The sequence below is a fragment of the Cupriavidus pinatubonensis genome, assembly GCF_019602855.1.
GTDB lineage: Bacteria > Pseudomonadota > Gammaproteobacteria > Burkholderiales > Burkholderiaceae > Cupriavidus > Cupriavidus pinatubonensis.
The window spans coordinates 1,696,391-1,714,347 of the sequence record NZ_CP080766.1 but is presented as its reverse complement, the minus strand read 5'-3'; the positions used below and the strand labels follow the sequence as shown (position 1 = coordinate 1,714,347).

The following is a 17,957-nucleotide window of genomic DNA, read 5'->3' as shown; positions in this document are numbered from 1 at the left end:
CAAGCCCTGTATGGAACCCTATGTCTTCTGCGCTCACACCCTTTTTGGCAGTACGGGAAGCCGCTCATCGACTGGACGGCACCTCGTCCGATTATGCGCGGCTACTTGAGCTGGCGCACGAGAAGCAGTTCGTTCTGCTCGGTGAGGCCACTCACGGCACCGCCGACTTCTACCGAATGCGTGCACAGATCACGCAGGCGCTGATAGCGGATGAAGGGTTCGATGCCGTTGCCATCGAAGGCGACTGGCCGGACGCGTGGCGGGTCAATCGCTATGTGCATGGTGAAGGCCACGATGACAGCGTAATGGCTGTTGCCGACTTCCAGAGGTTCCCATCCTGGATGTGGCGGAACCAGGAGTTCCTGTCATTCATCGAATGGCTGCGCGAACACAACGCCGGCCTGCCTGCGGAGCGGCGTACGGGCGTGTACGGCCTTGATCTTTACAGCCTGTATCGCTCCGCAGAGGCCGTGATCCGGTATCTCGCTCCCATCGACCCCATGCAGGCGGAGTCGGCCCGGCAGCATTATGCCGCGCTTGATCATGTGCGAGACCCCGCCGCCTATGGTTACCAGGCTGCGACCGGGGCGCGCATGCCGGCCACGGAGGGCGCCATCCGGCAATTACTTCAGTTGCGCTGCGATGAAGCCGCCTACATCTCTCGCAATGGCCTCGCTGCTATGGACTCGCACTATTTTGCGGAGCAGAACGCCTTGGTAGTGGTGAATGCCGAGGCCTACTACCGCGAGATGTTCGGGCGTCGCGTCAACACCTGGAATCTGCGCGACGCCCATATGGCGCAGACGCTGAACTCGCTGGCCGAGTACAGGCAGCGGCGCGGCGGAAGCGGCCGTGCCGTGGTCTGGGCACACAATTCACACGTCGGCGATGCCAGCGCGACGGAGTCCCGCTTGCGCGGGGAGTGGACTCTCGGCCAACTGGTTCGCAAGCTGGCCGGGACGCGCGCGCTGCTGGTTGGCTTTACTACTTATACAGGTTATGTGTGCGCGGCATCCGAGTGGGATGGCGATCCCGAGCGAAAGCGCATTGTCCCGGCACTGCCCGGCAGTTGGGAGTCACTGTTTCACGCCACCGGACTGGACCGCTTCTTTCTTGCGCTGGGCGCCGGCGCAAGCCGGACGCTGTCCGAGGCCATGCTCGAGCGGGCGATTGGCGTGCTTTACCTGCCGCAGTCAGAACGGGCCAGCCACTATTTCGATGCATCCATCGCCGGCCAGTTCGACGCGCTGTTCCACCTGGATGAAACCGACGCGCTCGAACCCCTTCCCACGCCGCACAACGTGGGATCCTCATCGGTGCCTTGAGCTTCAGTGCGAAAACAGCACCGGAACCGTCATCGACGGGAGCAACGCGCGCGTGACTCCGGGGCGTCCATACATTTAAAAGCTCACTGATGTTCAGAAAGGCGCTTTGATGTCCAGAACAGGGTTTTGATGTGCAAGCAGGACATTAATGTCCGAGATCACGCCGACTGCAAATCCCTCTATACTCCATTCCATCATTCATCCCCCTATGAATCATGGAATACACTCCAGGCATCAGCCAGCTCGCCGGCCTGCTGGCAGATCCCGGCCGTGCGGCCATGCTATGGGCGCTGATGGACGGCAGCGCCCGCCCCGCCGGGGAACTGGCGCTGATCGCTGGCCTGTCCGCCTCATCCGCGAGCGGACATCTGACGCGGCTCAGTGAAGGCGGGCTGCTCGCCGTGGAGACGCGCGGGCGCAATCGCTACTATCGGCTGGCGGCGCCCGAGATCGGCGTGGCGATTGAAGCGCTGGCTTCCGCCTCGCTCGCGAGCCGGCCGCCGCGGCTGCGTGATGTGCCGGTGTCGCGCGCGGCGCCGCCTGCGTTGCGGCAGGCACGCACTTGCTACGATCATCTGGCTGGCGAACTCGCCGTTGGCCTGTTCGAGCGCATGACGCGCGCCGGCTGGCTGCTCGTGAACGGCAATGCCGTGGACCTCAGCGGCGACGGCGCGCAAGCCATGTCGCGGCTTGGCGTCAACGTCGAGGCCGCGCGCCGCAAGCGGCGCCAGTTCGCGTGCACCTGCCCCGACTGGAGCGAGCGCAAGCCGCATCTCGGCGGCGCACTCGGTGCCGCGCTGCTCGGCAACCTGCTTGAACGCGGCTGGATCGAGGCGACGCCCGCGTCGCGCGCGCTGCGGGTGACGCCGCTCGGCCAGCGAGAAATCGGCGGCATCGCGGCCTGAAGGCCCCGCAACACAGACATACCCAATACAGACATACCCAATAAGGAGAACGAACATGGTCACACCATTGGACGACCACATCCAGGACGCCATCCAGCGCTTCTTTGCGCTGATCAACCTTGGCGACACCGCGCAGACCGATGCGCAACGCGCGCTGTTCGAAGACGCGCTGCTCGACGCGGAGGAAGACGACACCGAGGGCCAGGAACTGCTGTGGGTGATCCGCGAGGTCATCGACTGGCAGTCGGGCTTCTACGTGGACTGGAAGGACTGCCAGTCCTTCATCGGCTGCATGAACCAGCTGTGCGAGCGGCTGGACCTTGAGATCGACTGGGGCAGCGAGGACCCCGAGGACGAGAACTTCCTGGAGAGCACCAGCGTGCCAGAACTGATGGAACTGGCCCACCGGCAGCTGCGCGTGGCCGGCTACACGCTGTGGAACTGGGATACCGGCGGCGATGCCTACGGCGGCTGGATCACGCGCAGCGAGGATGACGAGGAAATGTTGGATATCGCCGAGACCCTGAATTTCGATATCCGCCCTGGCGACCAGCCCTACTGAGCGTTGGTTCGGGCTCCGGCGTCCGCCACCGACGTGCCTGCTGCCCAGCAATATTGGAACTAAATCCGGCAGCACCGGTTGCGCCGCACATCGGCCCCAGCACCATTGTCCACACTGTGGGACAATCCAGCCGCAAGCGCACCCGCTCCCGGACCCATCCGCGAGCGCGCCACTGACGCCGGGGCACTGCATGAAAACGATCGAATGGAAGGACTGGGAAATTTTCTGCCGCGTGGTGGAAGGCGGCGGCTTTACCCAGGGCGCCGAGCTGGCTGAGGTGCCAAAGTCCTCGGCCAGCGCGGCGGTGGCCCGGCTGGAGAGCCAGCTTGGGGTGCGTCTGTTTGAACGCACCACGCGGCGCGTGCGCGTGACCGAGCGCGGCCAGCGGCTCTACGACCGCGTGGCGCCGCTGTTCGCCGAACTGCACGAGATCAACGCCGAGGCCGCCTCCGTCAGCGACGAGGTCAGCGGTGTGCTGCGTATCTCCACCCCCTATGAAGTCGGTTCGCAGCACCTGTCCGACGGGCTCAGCCGCCTGATGCGCCTGCATCCGCGCCTGCGCGTGCACGTGGATGTCAGCTGGGACCAGCCCGACCTGATCCGCCATGGCTATGACCTAGCTTTCGTCATGACGAACACGCGGCTTCAGGACACATCGTTCGCGAGCAAGCGCGTCGTGCTGATCGAGCGCGGCTTCTATGCGGCGCCTGCGCTGATCCGCGACCGCGGCCTGCCGCGTACCCCGCAGGACCTGGCCGGCTGGCCCACGCTCGGCAACGCCGACGATCACTTCTGGGAATTCCTGCGCGACGACATCGAAACGGCGCGGCTGGATGTCGAGCCCCGCATCTGCACGCATAACGCCGAACTGCGCCTGAAGGCCGCCATCGACGGCCTGGGTGTCGCCCGGCTGTCGCCGCGCTTCGTGCAGGACCAAATCCAGCAAGGGCAGCTTGTACGCGTGCTGCCGGCCTACTCGTCGTCGCCGCTCAAGGTCTATGTGCTGATGCCGGCGCGAAAGCTGATGCCAGCCAGCGTGCGCGTCTTCCTCGACGTGCTGGAACAGACACTGGGCGTGCCGGAGACCAGACGTCCGGCCGCGCGAAAGCGGGAGGCGGTGCAAGCCTGACGCACAACGCAGTCGGCCGCAGATCCGAGGCTATGCTTTTCACATCCAGCGGGAGAAGCGTATGCACAACAGAGCGCGCCCGGCAGCCACGCAAGCGACGGCGCCGGGCTTGATCCTCCGGTGGCTTTGCTGCGTCTGGCTCACTGTGCTGATGCTTCCCGGTACGGCATCCGCCATGGACTTCACCATCTACTACCAACCCCAACTCAGGAAGAAGATGCTGATCGGGGAAGGCAAGATTCAGGAAGGTGATGCAAAGAAGTTCCTCGCCGCAGCCAAATTGGCTGACCGTGATGAAGAAGGACTCGTGATCCTTGCATTGAACAGCCCGGGCGGCAATGTCGAGGCCGCTTTCCGGCTGATCGATGCCATGGACACGGTACGCGTCTACACGACCGTGCCAAGCAATGCCAGGTGCGCTTCCGCTTGCGCTTCCATTGTGTTCGCATCAGGAGAACGACGCAGTGTCGTTGGCACCGGGCTGCTCGGCTTTCACAGTTGCTACCGGCGCGATGGCAAGACTTACGCTTCGGACTCGCTCTGCAACGAGATCATCGCGGCGAATGCCATGCAGCGCGGCGTCAGCAATGCCGGCATCAATCGCTTCGTCAAGGAATATGGGGCGCGTGACATGGCATGGGTCGGGCGCGATGTCGCCTGCAAATCGCTGCAAGGTCTATGCAGACCGGGACTGGCGGAGATTCAGCCCGAGATGAAGGATGCGTTGGCCCATAGTTTCGATTGCAGCAAGCTCGTCTCCACGCAGGCGCAGCTGATTTGCGCGGATGCAGAACTGACGCGTGTCGATAAAAAGCTGGCCATGGTCTATGAGCAGAAACTGAAGACATCGGCGAACAAGGCGCGGTTACGCGCGGATCAGCGCGCATGGCTTCGCGATTCCCGCAATCTTTGCAGCGATAAGGGCTGCCTGCTGCGCAGCTACCAACAGCGTATCGATGAACTGAATCGAATGCGGTCGTAAACCAGTGGAGTCGACAGGGCCGCGCCGCAAGCGGCTGCGGCCCCGATCAACCTGCCAGCAACTTCCTCAGTCCCCAAACACCACCACCGAACGCGCCAGTTCTCCGCGCCTAAGTTCATCAAACGCGCTGTTGATCTCTTCGAGCGGCAGGCGCCGCGAGATCAGTTCGTCGAGCTTGAGCCGTCCCGCCATGTAGAAATCCACCATGCGCGGCATGTCCACCGGAAAGCGGTTGGAGCCCATCAGCGAGCCCTGGATCTTCTTCTCGCCAAGGAAGTCGCTGCCCTTGAGTTCGATCTTCACGCCCGGTGCAATCATGCCGATGATGGTGGCCGTGCCGCCGCGGCGCAGCATCGCGAAGGCCTGCTCGGCAGTTTGCTTGAGGCCGATCGCCTCGAACGCATGGTGCACGCCGCCGCCGGTCAGCGCGCGCACGGCGTCGACGGTATCGTCACCGGCCTGGACGACATCGGTCGCGCCGAATTGTCGCGCCAGTTCCAGCTTGCCAGGCACGCGGTCGATAGCGATGATGCGGCCAGCGCCCGCGATGGCCGCACCGTTGATGGTGGCCAATCCGATACCGCCGCAGCCGATGACGGCCACGGTTTCGCCGGGCTGCACGCGCGCGGTATGAACCACCGCGCCGAACCCGGTGGTCACGGCGCAACCAATCAGTGCGGCGCGGTCAAGCGGCATGTCGCGGCGGATCGCAACCAGCGCATGCTCGTGTACGAGCATCTGCTCGGCAAACGCGGACAGGTTGATGAACTGATTCATCGGGCCGCCGTGGTGCGCCGTCAGGCGCGGCGGTTCGTCTTCGCCTCGGCGCGTATCCGGCTCGGTGCACAACGACAGGTGGCCGGTCAGGCAGTGCTCGCAATGGCCGCAATAGGCCGACAGGCAGGTGATCACGTGGTCGCCGGGCCTGACCGTGCGCACCAGTTCGCCGACCTGCTCCACCACGCCGGCGGCTTCGTGGCCAAGTACTGCGGGCATCGGATGCGGGTAGGCGCCATCCAGGAAATGCAGGTCCGAATGGCACACGCCAACAGCGGCGGTCCGGATCAGGACTTCATGCGGGCCAGGCTTGCCGATGGCAACGTCTTCGATCACCAGCGGGGACTTGGGTTGATGCAGGACAGCGGCTTTCATGGATCTCCTTGCGTGCAGGCCGCTGCGCGATTGCCGGGGCAGCGCGGGCGGCCCTCAGTGGGTTCCGGGGCGCAGCCCGCACATTACCGCCGATCGGAGATTCACGTAAGACGCTGTGCAGCAACGGCCTCCCGCTTATGCGCGTCTACAACTCTTCCTTGATCGGCAGCACGCGCAGGAAGCCGATGCCAAGGTGTTGCAGCGGGCCCATCCCCGGCTCACTGTCGTAGGTTTTCAACTGGCCGCTCTCGCGCGTGACCCACGTCAGATGGCGCGAGCTCCCGTCCGGGTTCGCACGCAGTTCGACCCGGTAGGCGATGTCGAGCAAGCCATCATTCATGCCCTTGAGGATGCGCTGGGCCAGCGGCGCGCTATCCAGGACGATGCCCATCTCGGTATTCAGCTTGGCCGAACGCTGATCCATGTTGAGCGAACCGATGAATACAAGATGCTGGTCGACGATGTAGTTTTTGGCATGCAGGCTGGCGCGGCTCGACGCAAGCCATGAACGCGAACCCGAGCTCGAGCCCGAAGTCACTCTCGACCCGGACCCCGAGCCCAATCCGGATCCCGAACCCGTCCCCGTCCCCGTCCCCGTCCCCGTCCCCGTCCCCGATCCCGAACCCGTCCCCGCGCCAGCGCGCGTTCCCGCGCCCGTTCCCGATCCCGATTCGGCCGGCTTGCCGCGCTGGGCGAGTTCCGCGTAGGCACTCGGCTTGAGCTCGTACAGTTCGATGCCGGCCGCCACCAGCGCCTCGCGGTGAGGCATGTAGCCGGCGTGCACGGCGCTCACGTCGTTGGCCGCGAACGAATTGGTCAGGATGCGCACGTGAATGCCGCGACGGGCAAGCGCGACAAGCCACGCTTCGCCGTCATCGTCCGGCACGAAGTACGGCGATACCAGCACCACTTCGTTCTTCGCCGCACTGATCATGTGCTCCAGCCGCACCGTGGCATAGCCATCGCCCTCGGTCTTCCCGGTAGCCTTGGACGCGCTGTCCGACACCACGGTGGCCTTGCCCGTGTAGCCGGGCATGTGGCCGCTTTCGATACCTTTCGCCAGACCCGAATCAAGCAGTTCCTGCACATAGGGGCTGGCGCGCGCCTGCTCGCCGCGCGCTTCGAGGCGCTTACGCAACGCGCGCATTTCTTCGGGCGCATCCTTGCCTTCGGGAATCAGCGCGGCCACGGGGTAGGACGACGGATCGTTCCAGTAAGCATCGAACACCGCGGACACCTGCGGCACGACCGGTCCCGCGACAAGCACGTCCAGATCGCTGAAGTCCATGTCGGCACGCGCGGAGAAATAGGCATCGCCCACATTGCGCCCGCCAACCAGCGAGATCTGGTTGTCCACCGTCATCGACTTGTTGTGCATGCGGCGGTCCAGCCGGCTGAAGCTCCACAGCATTTCCAGCCAGCGCGCGCCCCGGTTCGCGAACGGGTTGAACAGCCTGACCTCGATATTGGGATGCGAGTCGATCGCGGCCAGCACCTTGTCCAGGCCACCGGTATGCATGTCATCCAGCAACAGCCGCACGCGCACCCCGCGGTCGGCGGCGTTGATGATGTCGCCGAGCACGGCAGCGCCGGTGCCGGTAGGCTCGAAAATATAGGTCTGCAGGTCCAGGCTGCGCTGCGCCGCCCGCGCCATGGCCAGTCGTGCGGCCAGCGCGTCGGGACCGGACGATAGCGGATAGAACAGCGAATCGCCCGGATGCTGCGCCAGCCTGGGCGCGAGCGCCTTGCCGAGTGGCGTGTCGCTGGTATCGGTTGGCGCCGTCGAAGGCGTACGTTCGGCCGACGCTGGCAGGCTCGCGCAACCCGCCAGCACACCGGCGCAAAACAGCGTTGTCACCAGCGAGGCCGCGCGCCGCCAGGCCGCGCGCCACGCATGCCGTGAGCGGCCATGACGGGTCACCGACGACACGCTCACATTGCAGGGCTCGTGCATTCGCGTCTCTCCGCTGCGCCCCCCAGCACCGGCTGCCCGGGCGGCCTAAAGGTCAGATACCTTTAAAGATACACCGCCACGCGCCCGCGAAGGCATCGCCCAAGCCACATTGCGGCGCAACAAGCGCCTGGGCGCCACACGGCATCCGTTCACAATGTGCACAGTCTGCGGCGCCTTGCTTGCCGCGCCCCGCCGCCATGGGCTTGAATCGCTCCACCTTTCCGGCACAGGAAGGATGGAGATCATGATGACCATTACCGCTACGGCGCCCCGAACAGACCGCGCCGCCCTGTCCCAGCTGCTCGAACCGGCTTCCATTGCCATCATCGGCGCCTCGCGCGATACCAGCCGTATCGGCGGCGTGGCGCTGGACCACCTGCAGCGCCTTGGCTACCGGGGCACGGTCTATCCGGTCAATCCGCGCTACGCGGAAATCGCCGGGCTGGCGTGCTATCCGGATGTCGAATCGCTGCCAAAGACGCCCGATGTGGCCGTACTCGCACTCGGCGCCGACGACGTACTGCCGCAGATGCGCCGCTGCCACGCAGTCGGCATCCGCGCGGCCATCCTCTATGCCTCGGGCTTTGCCGAAGCCGGCGAGGCCGGCATCGCCCTTCAGGCCGAATTGACCGCCTTTGCCCGGGAAACCGGCATGGCCATTGCCGGCCCCAACTGCATGGGCCTGGCCAACCTGACTACGCGCGCCATCACCGCGTTCGCCACGACGTTCCGGGCCTACCCGCCGCAAGACGGCCCCGGCCACGTCAGCCTGCTGACGCAGAGCGGCAATGTGTGCGCGATCGTCTACGCCACCGGCCGGCAGATGGACGTGGGCTTCCACCAGTTCATCAACACCGGTAACGAAGCCTGTCTCGACTATGCCGATTACCTCGACTACCTGGCCGATGACGCGCAGACCGGCGCCGTGGTCGGCTATGTGGAAGGCCTGCGCAACGGTCCGCGCTTCATCGACGCCGCCGCGCGCCTGCGTGCCGCGGGCAAGCCGCTGATCGTGCTCAAGGCCGGCGAAAGCGAGGCCGGCTCCAGCGCCACGCAATCGCACACCGCAGTGCTGGCAGGCAACCAGGCGATCTACCGCGCCGCCTTCGCGCAGGTCGGCGCCATGCAGGCGCGCGACCCGGCGCACCTCACCGATCTTGCCTACCTGTCCGGCTTCCGACAGCGCAGCGCTGGGCGCCGCGTGGTGGTGGCATCGGTGTCGGGCGCCATGGGCGCGCTGTCGGCTGACCTGCTCAGCGCCGCGGGCCTTGACGTGCCGCGCCTGTCGGAGGCGGTGCAGCAGCGTCTGCAGACCGCCGTGCCGGAGATCGGTGGCGTGGCCAATCCGGTCGACATGACGGGCCAGCTCTTCAACCGCAATGGCCTGGCCTATGCGGTGCTCGACAACCTGGCCGACGATGACGGCACCGATGTCATCTTCATCTACGCCACGGCCTACCTGCTCGACCGCGTCGCCGACGAACTGATCGAGGTCGCCGCGAAGACCAACCGCCTGATCGTGGTCGCCACAACTGGCGAGCCGACCAGCCGCCAGCGGCTGGCCGAGGCCGGCGTCGCGCTGTTCCCGGACGTCGCACGTGCCGCGCAGGCACTCGGCACCTACGTGGGCTGGCTTGACACCGCCGCGCCGACTGCACACTGGATGGATCTGCGCGCCCAGGCGTCGACGGGCGCCGCCGGCTACCTGCCTGCCGCTTCCACCGATGAATACCAGGCCAAACAGTGGCTGGCAGGCTTTGGCGTGCCGATTGGCGCCGAGGCCATGGCCGCCACGCCGGACGAGGCCGCCATGGCTGCGGACAGCATCGGCTATCCGGTAGTGGTCAAGGTGCTGAGTCCGGACATCGCGCACAAGACCGAGGTAGGCGGCGTGCGCCTTGGCCTTGTCGATGCGGAGCAAGTCCGTACGGCGGCGGGCGAAGTCGTGGCCAATGCGGTCAAGGCCATGCCTCAAGCCGAGCAACGCGGCGTGCTGGTACAGAAAATGGCCAGCGGCGTCTGCGAGCTGATTGTCGGCGTGACGCGCGATCCCGTATTCGGCCCGGCGATGACGGTCGGCCTGGGCGGCATCTTCACCGAGATCTTCCACGACGTCGCGCACCGTCTGCTGCCGGTGGACCGCGCCATGGCGCGCGAGATGCTGTCCAGCCTGCGCGGCTACCGGCTGATGACCGGCTTCCGCGGCAAACCCGCTGCCGACATCGAAGCGGCCGCGGCCGCGATTGCCGCGCTCTCCGACGCCGCCATGGCACTCGGCGACCGGCTCAGCGAAATGGAAGTGAACCCGCTGCTGGTGCGCCAGGAAGGACAAGGCGCGGTGGCACTGGATGCCCTGATCCTTCAGAACCAGAACGAGCAATAGCCCTGAGGAGCGCACCATGCAGGCTGAGAAAACTGAAGTCATTGACGACCGACGCCGTACCAGCCTCTCGCTGGTGGCGCTCGGCATTCTTGCGCCGCTGGGCACGCTGGCCGCGGGCCGTGCGCGGGCGGCGGGATTCCCGGCGCGGCCGGTGACACTGGTGGTGCCGTTCGCGGCCGGCGGTGCCACCGACACGCTCGTGCGTACGCTCGCCGATGGCGCGAGCAAGCACCTGGGCCAGCCCGTTGTGGTCGAGAACCGTCCCGGCGCCGCCGGTGTGCTCGGCGCCAATTACGTCGCGCGCGCCAAGCCCGACGGCTACACGCTGACGATCATGCCGGAGCCCGTGTTCCGCCTCCCCCATCTGCAGAAGACGCAGTTCGACCCGATGCAGGACTTCACCTATGTCATCCACTTGACCGGCTATTCGCTTGGCGTGGCCACACGCGCCGACGCGCCGTGGAAATCGTGGCAGGACATGGTGGAGGAAGCGCGGCGCAATCCCGGCAAGATCAGCTACGGCACCACGGGCACCAACAGCACCATGCACGTGACCATGGAGGAAATCAGCCAGAGGCTCGGCATCCGCCTGAACCACGTGCCGTACAAGGGCGAGTCGGAAATCATCGCGGCGATGATGGGCGGACATATCGATCTTGGCGTGACCGCGGGCGGCATCGGGCCGTACGTGGACAGCGGCAAGGCGCGCTGGCTTGTGCTGTGGACCGCCGGGCATTCGCGCCGCTGGCCTTCCGTGCCAACGCTGCGCGATGTGGGACTCGACATGGTCTCCACGTCGCCGTTCGGCATTGCCGGGCCGCGCGGCATGGACGCACAAGCCGTGCAGGTGCTGCACGACGCGTTCCGCAAGGCCCTGTACGAGCCAGCCATGCAGCTGATGCTGGACAAGCTCGACCAGGAGATGGCCTACCTCGACAGCAGCGGCTACGCCGCGTTCGCCCGCCAGCGCTATGAGAGCCAGGGCAAACTGGTCAAGCGGCTTGGCCTGAGTACCAATCCCTGAACCCGGAGACACGCATGCAATATCGTTCCGTATTCCACCGCGAGCTGTTTGCCGGACGCACCGTACTGGTCACCGGCGGCGGCAGCGGCATCGGCCGCTGCACCGCGCACGAACTTGCGAGCCTTGGCGCCAGCCTGGCGCTCGCGGGCCGCAAGATCGAAAAACTCGAACAGGTCCGTGCGGAAATCGACGCCGCCGAACCGGGCGCCGCACAACGCATTTCGCTGCACGTGTGCGACATCCGCGACGAGGAGCAGGTACGCCACACCATCGTCAACGTGCTGGCCGTGCATGGTCGTATCGACGGTCTCTTCAACAACGCCGGCGGGCAGTTCCCGTCGCCGCTGCGCGACATCAGTCTCAAGGGCTGGGAAGCGGTCGTGCGCAACAACCTGACCGGCGGCTTCTTGGTCGCGCGCGAGTGCTACACGCAGTGGATGGAAGCCAACGGTGGCGCCATCGTCAACATCATCGCCGACATGTGGAACGGCATGCCGGGCATGGGACATTCCGGCGCGGCGCGCGCGGGCATGTTGTCGTTCACGGAAACCGCCGCGTGCGAATGGGCCGCGTCGGGCGTGCGCGTCAATGCTGTAGCCCCGGGCTGGATCGCGTCCAGCGGCTTCGACACCTATCCGCCCGCGTTCCAGGAAAAGATCCGCCAGCTCGCGCGCAAGGTGCCGCTGCAGCGGCTTGGCACGGAGGCGGAAGTTTCCGCCGCGGTGGCCTTTCTGCTGTCCCCGGCAGCGGCGTTCATCACGGGCTCGACGCTGCGCGTCGACGGCGGCGTCCCCAACGCCAAGCATACGTGGGCCCTGCCCGCGCACCAGCGCTCCGAGCCATTCAACGGCTTCCCGCTCTACGAGCTGCCCGATTGCCTGGCGCCGGCCGCGGAGTGACCCGACAATGCCCGCAAACATGGTTCTGCAACCGCCCAATCCCCGCTACTACACCGCCGACCACGAAGCATTCCGCGCCTCGGTCCGCCGCTTCTTCGAGAAGGAAGTCGCCCCGCACGCCGAAGCCTGGGACGAGGCCGGCAGCTTTCCGCGCGAGCTGTACCGCAAGGCCGCCGAAGCGGGCCTGCTGCAGCCCGGCTTTCCCGAGGCCTACGGCGGCGCGCCTTGCGACGCGTTCTACCGCATGATCCTGTTCGAAGAGCGCGCGTGGGGCGGCTCCGGCGGCATCGCGTCGGGGCTGTTCTCGCACACCATCGGCGCGCCGCCGATTGCCGCGGTCGGCAGCGAAGCGATGAAGGCGCGCGTGTTGCCGCAGATCCTGTCCGGCGAGAAGATTTCCGCGCTCGCCATCACCGAACCCGGCGCGGGCTCCGATGTCGCGCACCTGACCACATCGGCATGTCGTGAAGGCGACCACTACGTCGTCAATGGCACCAAGCTCTACATTACGTCGGGCATGCGGGCCGACTACTTCACAGTCGCGGTACGCACCGGTGATCCGGGCGCCAGTGGCGTGTCATTGCTGCTCATCGAAGGCGATACACCGGGCCTGTCGCGCACGGAACTCAAGAAGATGGGCTGGTGGGCCTCCGACACCGCGCAGCTCTACTTCGACAACTGCCGAGTACCGGTCGACAACCTGATCGGCGAGGAAGGCAAGGGCTTCGCCGCGATCACGAAGAACTTCAACCACGAACGCCTGGCCCTGGCGGCCGCAGCCTGCGGCTACGCGCAGGTGTGCTTCCACGACGCCCTCGCTTGGGCAGGCGATCGCCACACCTTCGGCAAGCGGCTGGCCGATCACCAGGTAGTGCGCCACCAGCTGGTCGACATGGCCACGCGCATCGAAGCCACGCGCGCGATGCTGGACGACCTGGCCGCCCGACTGGACGACGGCGCGGCACCGGTTGCGCAGATCGCCATGGCCAAGAACATGGCCACGCGTACTTTCCAGTTCTGTGCGGATCGCGCGGTGCAGTTGCTTGGGGGCATGGGTTACATGCGTGGCAGCCGGGTGGAAAGGCTGTACCGGGAAGTGAAGGTCATGATGATCGGTGGGGGAGCGGAGGAGATCATGAAGGATCTGGCGGCGCGGCAGTTGGGAATTTAGGCTGTTGTAGCCGGGGTGATCCGCGCAGCGTGGCGTGCCCGCGCACATCGCGTTCCGAGGTTCAGGCGGGCTTAGCAACGAGGCCTTGTCCGACACATCGGGCAACGCCTTTTTTCATCTCTCGACGCCCCTGCTCCGGCGACCTAGACTGACAAGACACGATGAGGGGCATGAGGCCCCGTGCGGGAGGCATACCATGCCCGATACTTCGGAGCATGCCCACAGCCATTCCACACTGGCCTTCGGGCGGCTGTATGCCGATGAGGCTGGCGAATCGCATTTCGGCGCGTTGTCGATGGAGATGACCGAGCGCAGCTTTGCGCCGCCGGCGCCTGCCTTCTGGGTATCTCCCATGAGCGAGGCCGCGCGGCAAGGATTCCTGGTGGTGCCGGCTGGCTGGGTCGGCGACCTTCACCCCTCGCCGGCGCGCATGTGGATCATCGTGCTGGACGGCGAGATGGAGTTCCAGGCATCCGACGGCGAGCGCCGTTCGCTGGTGCCGGGCAGCGCGCTGCTGCTCGAAGACACGACCGGCAAGGGACATCGCAGCCACGTCGTGGGCGGGCTGGTTGCGACGCTGGCCATGGTGCAAATGCCGGCGTACTCATCCTGAACGCACGCCAGGTGGCCTCCCCCGAGACTCCGCGTCCCGACACACCGCCCATGCCACAGGTAGTACCTGCGGGCTACCGGCAAGGCATCATCACGGCGATCACCGTGCTGCTCGGTTTCTCGCTGGCCTTCTGGCGTTTCTGGGGTTTCGAGAGCCCCGGACACTGGAATGCGCGCGCGCTGTTCGCCGCGCTGTCGCTGGTCGGCGCGGTGGTGCTGCAGATCGTCGCGCTATTCCGCGCCCTGCGCATCGAGGATGATGCCGTCACCGAGTATCGCCAGACCGTGCGCTGGTTCATCGCCTCCGCCGCCGCACTGCTGATTGGCCTTGCGATCGCGATGCTGGACGCCGCGCTCGCCGCGCCGGCGGACTGACATCACCGCCGGCGCCGGCGAAGTTCCCCGTCACTGGTTCAGGAACGCAAGCAGATCCGCATTTACCTCGTCGGCGTTGACCGTGCACAGGCCGTGCGACGCGCCCGGATAGATCTTGAGCGTGGCGTTCTTGACGATTTTCGCGGTCATCTTGGCCGACGCATCGATCGGCACGATCTGATCATCGTCGCCATGCAGCACCAGCGTCGGCACGTCGATCTTCTTGAGGTCTTCTGTGTAGTCGACTTCCGAGAACTGGCGAATGCATTCGTACTGGCCCAGCACGCCACCGGCCATGCCCTGGCGCCAGAACTCCTGGATAACCCCTTGCGATGGCTTGGCACCGGAACGGTTGTAGCCGTAGAACGGCGTGGCGAGATCGAGGTAGAACTGCGAGCGGTTATCCACCACGCCCTTGCGGATGCCGTCGAATACTTCGAGCGGGAGGCCGCCGGGGTTGGCATCGGTCTTCAGCATCAGCGGCGGCACGGCACCGATCAGCACGGCCTGTGCAACGCGCGCGGTGCCATGCCGGCCGATGTAGTGCGCGACCTCGCCGCCGCCGGTGGAATGGCCGACCATGGTGGCGTCCTTGATGTCGAGCTTGTCCAGCAGCGTCGCAAGGTCATCGGCGTAGGTGTCCATCTCGTTGCCCGCCGATGTCTGCGTGGAACGCCCGTGGCTGCGGCGGTCATGCGCAATGACACGGAAGCCTTTTTGCACGAGGAAGAGCATCTGAGGGTCCCATGCATCGGCGGTCAGGGGCCAGCCGTGCGAGAACACTACGGGCCGGCCCTTGCCCCAGTCCTTGTAGAAGATTTCCGTACCGTCCCTGGTGGTCACGGTGCTCATGATCGACGCTCCTGGTCAATGGAAGCCGCACGAGGGCGGCGGGTTTCAGGCGGTCTTGCCGGGCGGCCGCGTGATGATCCTGTCGTCCGCGGAGAACGCTTCATGTAAGGCGATGAGACAGTGAATTGCAAGGGAGTACAGAGGACACTCCGCGATGCGCGTTTCGAACTCCCTCTCGAAGGCCACCCGTACGGGTGAGAGGTCAGTGCTGCCGCCATCTGGCCGGTGCAAACAGACTGCGGCACCTGTTTAGGGCACACGTGCTTTACACCAGGAATGTGCTGCGATGCGTCGCGCTGCGGCAACGATGCCATGACTCGCGTCAGGGCCTTGCGGTGGTCGCTTGCGGCAGCCGTGCCAGAATATGGCTTCGCGCATCCGCGATCGCAACGCGGATCGCGAACCGACTGAGTTCTTCCGGAGGACGGCGCATGTATCGCGGCGAACGATTCAACGGGTACAGCCACCTGGCCGGCGCCATCCTGGCAGCCGCCGGCATGGCGGTGCTGGTGACATCCTCGGCCCTCTACCACGATGCGTGGAAGGTGGTCAGTTCAGTGGTCTACGGGACCACGCTGGTTCTGCTCTATACGATTTCCACGCTGTATCACAGCTTGCGCGGTCCGGCCAAGAATGTGTTCCAGCGGCTTGATTATTGCGCGATCTATCTGTTGATTGCGGGCAGCTATACGCCGTTTGCGCTGGTTACGTTGCGTGGGACGTGGGGATGGACGTTATTCGGGATCAACTGGGGACTCGCTGTAATTGGCATCGTGCAGGAGCTCTGGATCGGGCGGCGCACACGCGTGCTGTCTCTGCTGATCTATGTGGTGATGGGGTGGCTGGTGGTGATTGCGTTTCAGCCGCTGGCCGCAGCGTTGCCTGCGGCCGGTCTTTGGTGGCTGGTAGCGGGCGGAGCGCTCTATACGGCCGGAATCGGCTTCTTCCTGTTCGACGAAAAGGTGAAGCACTTCCATGGCATCTGGCACCTGTTCGTGCTGGCCGGCAGTGCATGCCAGTTCGTCAGCATCCTCGGGTACGTCGGATAAACGGGAGCTGGCGGATCTAGTAGACGTCGCGGCGATAGCGACCCTGCTCGGTCAGCCGGCGCAAACCCGCCTCGCCAAGCACATCGGCCAGCGCGTCATTGACGCCACCGGCCATGCCTTGCAGGCTGCCGCAAACGTAAATCGCCGCACCCGCCTCAACCCATTCCCGCAGCACCGGTGCGCGCTCCCGGAGCGCGTCCTGCACATATCGCAAGGCATTGCCGTCGCGAGAATACACAAGGTCGACCCGCTCCAGCACACCTTGTGCCTGCCAGGCCGCGAGTTCATCGGCAAAGAATCCATCATGCCGCGCCGACCGCTCACCGAAGAACAGCCAGTTGCGATGGCGCCCCGCCAGCGCACGCGCCTTCAGGTGGCCGCGCAGCCCGGCCAGGCCGGTGCCATTGCCAATCAGTACCAGCGGCCGGCCGTCAGCCGGCGAATGGAAGCTGCGATTGGTGCGAATACGCAGCGCAATGCGCGCGCCCACCGGCGCATGACTCGTCAGCCAGCCTGAGGCGAGACCCAGCCTGCCGTCGGCATGCCGGGTCTGTCGCACCAGCAGTTCGAGCTGACCATCCTGCGGCAGCGAGGCAATCGAATACTCCCGATGCGGCAACGGTGACAGTGCATCGACAAGCTGCTGCGGCGGCAACGCCCGCATCGTGGCCAGATGCGCTTCGGGCAGCAACAGCCGCGTGGCCAGCGCTTCGGCCAACGTCACCGTCTGCGCATCGCAGCGCACCGGCGCGGCGCCGTCCATGCTCAGGTGGCTCAGCAAGCGGCCGATATCGGCCGGATCATGGCAAGGACCAACTTCAGCAATATCGCCGGCCTGCCAGCCCGGCACGGCGCCCTCGGGCCTGAGCACGAGGTGAAACGCCGGTGCGCCATCGCTTCCGGGGTTCAAGTGTTCGCGCGCAGCGAGCTGCCAATGCTCATAACGCGGACGCTCCCAGTCGGCGATCTCCGTGCCGCCGCTGAGCGCGGACAAGTGGTTCTGCCAGTGCCGCAGGGCGCCTGCATCACCGTTGTCGACCTCAATCAGATCGAATAAAGGCCTTGCATGGTGGCGCTGCAGCCAATCCGACAACGCATGGCCAAACGCGCAAAAGCGCGCATAGCTGCTATCGCCGAGCGCCAGCACGCCATAGCGAAGCTGGCGCAGTGCATCGTGGCCGCCACCAGCCAGCAGGCGGCGCGCAAAGCCGGAGGCACTGTCCGGTGCATCGCCTTCGCCGGTCGTGCTGACCACGAACAGCGCCTGCCGGACGCGGGCGAGGCGGCGCGCATCGAGCTCTTCGAACGAGAGCAGATGCACCGGCATGCCAGCGCCCTGCAGCGCCGTGGCGGTCTGCATGGCCAGTTGCTCGGCGAAGCCGGTCTGGCTTGCGTAAGCCACCAGCGTCGCCCCTTCCTGATGCGCGCCGCTGACGGCAAGCGACGCAACGCGCGCGCGCCGGCGGCGGTGGTGGTCGAACACCGCGCCGCAGAAGCCCGCATAGGCCAGCAACACGCCGGCTGCCATGCCGGCGCGCGACGGGCTCAGCATTGCCACGCAGACACCTGCCACAGCGGCCAGC

16 protein-coding genes are annotated in these 17,957 nt (G+C 65.7%); 12 read left to right on the top strand and 4 right to left on the bottom strand.

The features are described 5' to 3' along the window. Positions 1-20: 20 nt before the first annotated feature. From K2O51_RS07760 to K2O51_RS07740, 5 genes are all read left to right on the top strand, one after another. Positions 21-1,325: an erythromycin esterase family protein gene (locus K2O51_RS07760; RefSeq protein ID WP_011301307.1), complete on the top strand. Its 1,305-nt coding sequence runs from the start codon at positions 21-23 to the stop codon at positions 1,323-1,325. 215 nt (positions 1,326-1,540) lie between these two features. Continuing rightward, the gene (locus tag K2O51_RS07755) at positions 1,541-2,230 is read left to right on the top strand and encodes an ArsR/SmtB family transcription factor (RefSeq protein WP_011301308.1); all 690 of its coding nucleotides are present in this window, start codon (positions 1,541-1,543) and stop codon (positions 2,228-2,230) included. Between the two features lie 55 nt (positions 2,231-2,285). Continuing rightward, positions 2,286-2,792 (top strand): DUF6630 family protein, encoded by a 507-nt coding sequence (locus K2O51_RS07750; protein ID WP_011301309.1) that lies wholly within the window; start codon positions 2,286-2,288, stop codon positions 2,790-2,792. A 190-nt stretch (positions 2,793-2,982) separates the two neighbouring features. Further along, positions 2,983-3,921: a LysR family transcriptional regulator gene (locus K2O51_RS07745; RefSeq protein WP_011301310.1), complete on the top strand. Its 939-nt coding sequence runs from the start codon at positions 2,983-2,985 to the stop codon at positions 3,919-3,921. 175 nt (positions 3,922-4,096) lie between these two features. Beyond that, positions 4,097-4,903 carry a lysozyme inhibitor LprI family protein gene (locus K2O51_RS07740; RefSeq protein ID WP_235679928.1) on the top strand — a complete coding sequence of 269 codons (807 nt, stop codon included), beginning with the start codon at positions 4,097-4,099 and terminating at the stop codon, positions 4,901-4,903. 66 nt (positions 4,904-4,969) lie between these two features. Here K2O51_RS07740 and K2O51_RS07735 read toward each other — a convergent pair whose 3' ends face one another. Together K2O51_RS07735 and K2O51_RS07725 are read right to left on the bottom strand one after the other, a co-directional pair. Then, entirely contained in the window at positions 4,970-6,055 is a 1,086-nt protein-coding gene (locus K2O51_RS07735; protein ID WP_011301312.1) for a Zn-dependent alcohol dehydrogenase, read from the bottom strand. 145 nt (positions 6,056-6,200) lie between these two features. After that, positions 6,201-8,009, bottom strand: coding sequence for a phospholipase D family protein (locus K2O51_RS07725; protein WP_011301313.1), 1,809 nt, complete (start codon positions 8,007-8,009; stop codon positions 6,201-6,203). 247 nt (positions 8,010-8,256) lie between these two features. On the opposite strand from K2O51_RS07725, the gene K2O51_RS07720 reads away from it, so the two are divergent. The 6 genes from K2O51_RS07720 to K2O51_RS07695 all read left to right on the top strand — a co-directional run bounded on the left by K2O51_RS07720 (position 8,257) and on the right by K2O51_RS07695 (position 14,473). Beyond that, positions 8,257-10,392: an acetate--CoA ligase family protein gene (locus K2O51_RS07720; protein ID WP_011301314.1), complete on the top strand. Its 2,136-nt coding sequence runs from the start codon at positions 8,257-8,259 to the stop codon at positions 10,390-10,392. A gap of 16 nt (positions 10,393-10,408) precedes the next feature. Next, a complete protein-coding gene (locus K2O51_RS07715) occupies positions 10,409-11,416 on the top strand; it encodes a tripartite tricarboxylate transporter substrate binding protein (RefSeq protein WP_011301315.1) in 1,008 nt (335 codons plus the stop codon). Between the two features lie 14 nt (positions 11,417-11,430). Next, complete coding sequence (locus K2O51_RS07710; protein ID WP_011301316.1) at positions 11,431-12,315, top strand: SDR family oxidoreductase; 885 nt, start codon at positions 11,431-11,433, stop codon at positions 12,313-12,315. A gap of 19 nt (positions 12,316-12,334) precedes the next feature. After that, the gene (locus K2O51_RS07705; RefSeq protein WP_041680610.1) at positions 12,335-13,486 is read left to right on the top strand and encodes an acyl-CoA dehydrogenase family protein; all 1,152 of its coding nucleotides are present in this window, start codon (positions 12,335-12,337) and stop codon (positions 13,484-13,486) included. Positions 13,487-13,682: 196 nt separating this feature from the next. Continuing rightward, a complete protein-coding gene (locus K2O51_RS07700; RefSeq protein ID WP_011301318.1) occupies positions 13,683-14,099 on the top strand; it encodes a cupin domain-containing protein in 417 nt (138 codons plus the stop codon). Between the two features lie 50 nt (positions 14,100-14,149). Beyond that, positions 14,150-14,473, top strand: a complete 324-nt coding sequence (locus tag K2O51_RS07695; RefSeq protein ID WP_011301319.1) for a hypothetical protein — start codon at positions 14,150-14,152, stop codon at positions 14,471-14,473. Positions 14,474-14,503: 30 nt separating this feature from the next. Here the strand turns inward: K2O51_RS07695 and K2O51_RS07690 are convergent, their stop codons facing one another. Continuing rightward, positions 14,504-15,325: an alpha/beta fold hydrolase gene (locus K2O51_RS07690; protein WP_011301320.1), complete on the bottom strand. Its 822-nt coding sequence runs from the start codon at positions 15,323-15,325 to the stop codon at positions 14,504-14,506. A gap of 431 nt (positions 15,326-15,756) precedes the next feature. Here K2O51_RS07690 and trhA point away from each other — a divergent pair, with 431 nt between their 5' ends. After that, entirely contained in the window at positions 15,757-16,374 is a 618-nt protein-coding gene (gene trhA / locus K2O51_RS07685) for a PAQR family membrane homeostasis protein TrhA (RefSeq protein ID WP_011301321.1), read from the top strand. A 16-nt stretch (positions 16,375-16,390) separates the two neighbouring features. On the opposite strand, the gene K2O51_RS07680 is transcribed toward trhA, so the two are convergent. Beyond that, the gene (locus tag K2O51_RS07680) at positions 16,391-17,926 is read right to left on the bottom strand and encodes a sulfite reductase subunit alpha (protein ID WP_220630676.1); all 1,536 of its coding nucleotides are present in this window, start codon (positions 17,924-17,926) and stop codon (positions 16,391-16,393) included. Positions 17,927-17,957 lie beyond the last annotated feature (31 nt).

Coding starts and splice junctions, on each gene's coding strand:
- K2O51_RS07760 (WP_011301307.1), top strand. CDS start 21: ATGTCTTCTGCGCTCACACCCTTTTTGGCAGTACGGGAAGCCGCTCAT.
- K2O51_RS07755 (WP_011301308.1), top strand. CDS start 1,541: ATGGAATACACTCCAGGCATCAGCCAGCTCGCCGGCCTGCTGGCAGAT.
- K2O51_RS07750 (WP_011301309.1), top strand. CDS start 2,286: ATGGTCACACCATTGGACGACCACATCCAGGACGCCATCCAGCGCTTC.
- K2O51_RS07745 (WP_011301310.1), top strand. CDS start 2,983: ATGAAAACGATCGAATGGAAGGACTGGGAAATTTTCTGCCGCGTGGTG.
- K2O51_RS07740 (WP_235679928.1), top strand. CDS start 4,097: ATGGACTTCACCATCTACTACCAACCCCAACTCAGGAAGAAGATGCTG.
- K2O51_RS07735 (WP_011301312.1), bottom strand. CDS start 6,055: ATGAAAGCCGCTGTCCTGCATCAACCCAAGTCCCCGCTGGTGATCGAA.
- K2O51_RS07725 (WP_011301313.1), bottom strand. CDS start 8,009: ATGCACGAGCCCTGCAATGTGAGCGTGTCGTCGGTGACCCGTCATGGC.
- K2O51_RS07720 (WP_011301314.1), top strand. CDS start 8,257: ATGACCATTACCGCTACGGCGCCCCGAACAGACCGCGCCGCCCTGTCC.
- K2O51_RS07715 (WP_011301315.1), top strand. CDS start 10,409: ATGCAGGCTGAGAAAACTGAAGTCATTGACGACCGACGCCGTACCAGC.
- K2O51_RS07710 (WP_011301316.1), top strand. CDS start 11,431: ATGCAATATCGTTCCGTATTCCACCGCGAGCTGTTTGCCGGACGCACC.
- K2O51_RS07705 (WP_041680610.1), top strand. CDS start 12,335: ATGGTTCTGCAACCGCCCAATCCCCGCTACTACACCGCCGACCACGAA.
- K2O51_RS07700 (WP_011301318.1), top strand. CDS start 13,683: ATGCCCGATACTTCGGAGCATGCCCACAGCCATTCCACACTGGCCTTC.
- K2O51_RS07695 (WP_011301319.1), top strand. CDS start 14,150: ATGCCACAGGTAGTACCTGCGGGCTACCGGCAAGGCATCATCACGGCG.
- K2O51_RS07690 (WP_011301320.1), bottom strand. CDS start 15,325: ATGAGCACCGTGACCACCAGGGACGGTACGGAAATCTTCTACAAGGAC.
- trhA (WP_011301321.1), top strand. CDS start 15,757: ATGTATCGCGGCGAACGATTCAACGGGTACAGCCACCTGGCCGGCGCC.
- K2O51_RS07680 (WP_220630676.1), bottom strand. CDS start 17,926: ATGCTGAGCCCGTCGCGCGCCGGCATGGCAGCCGGCGTGTTGCTGGCC.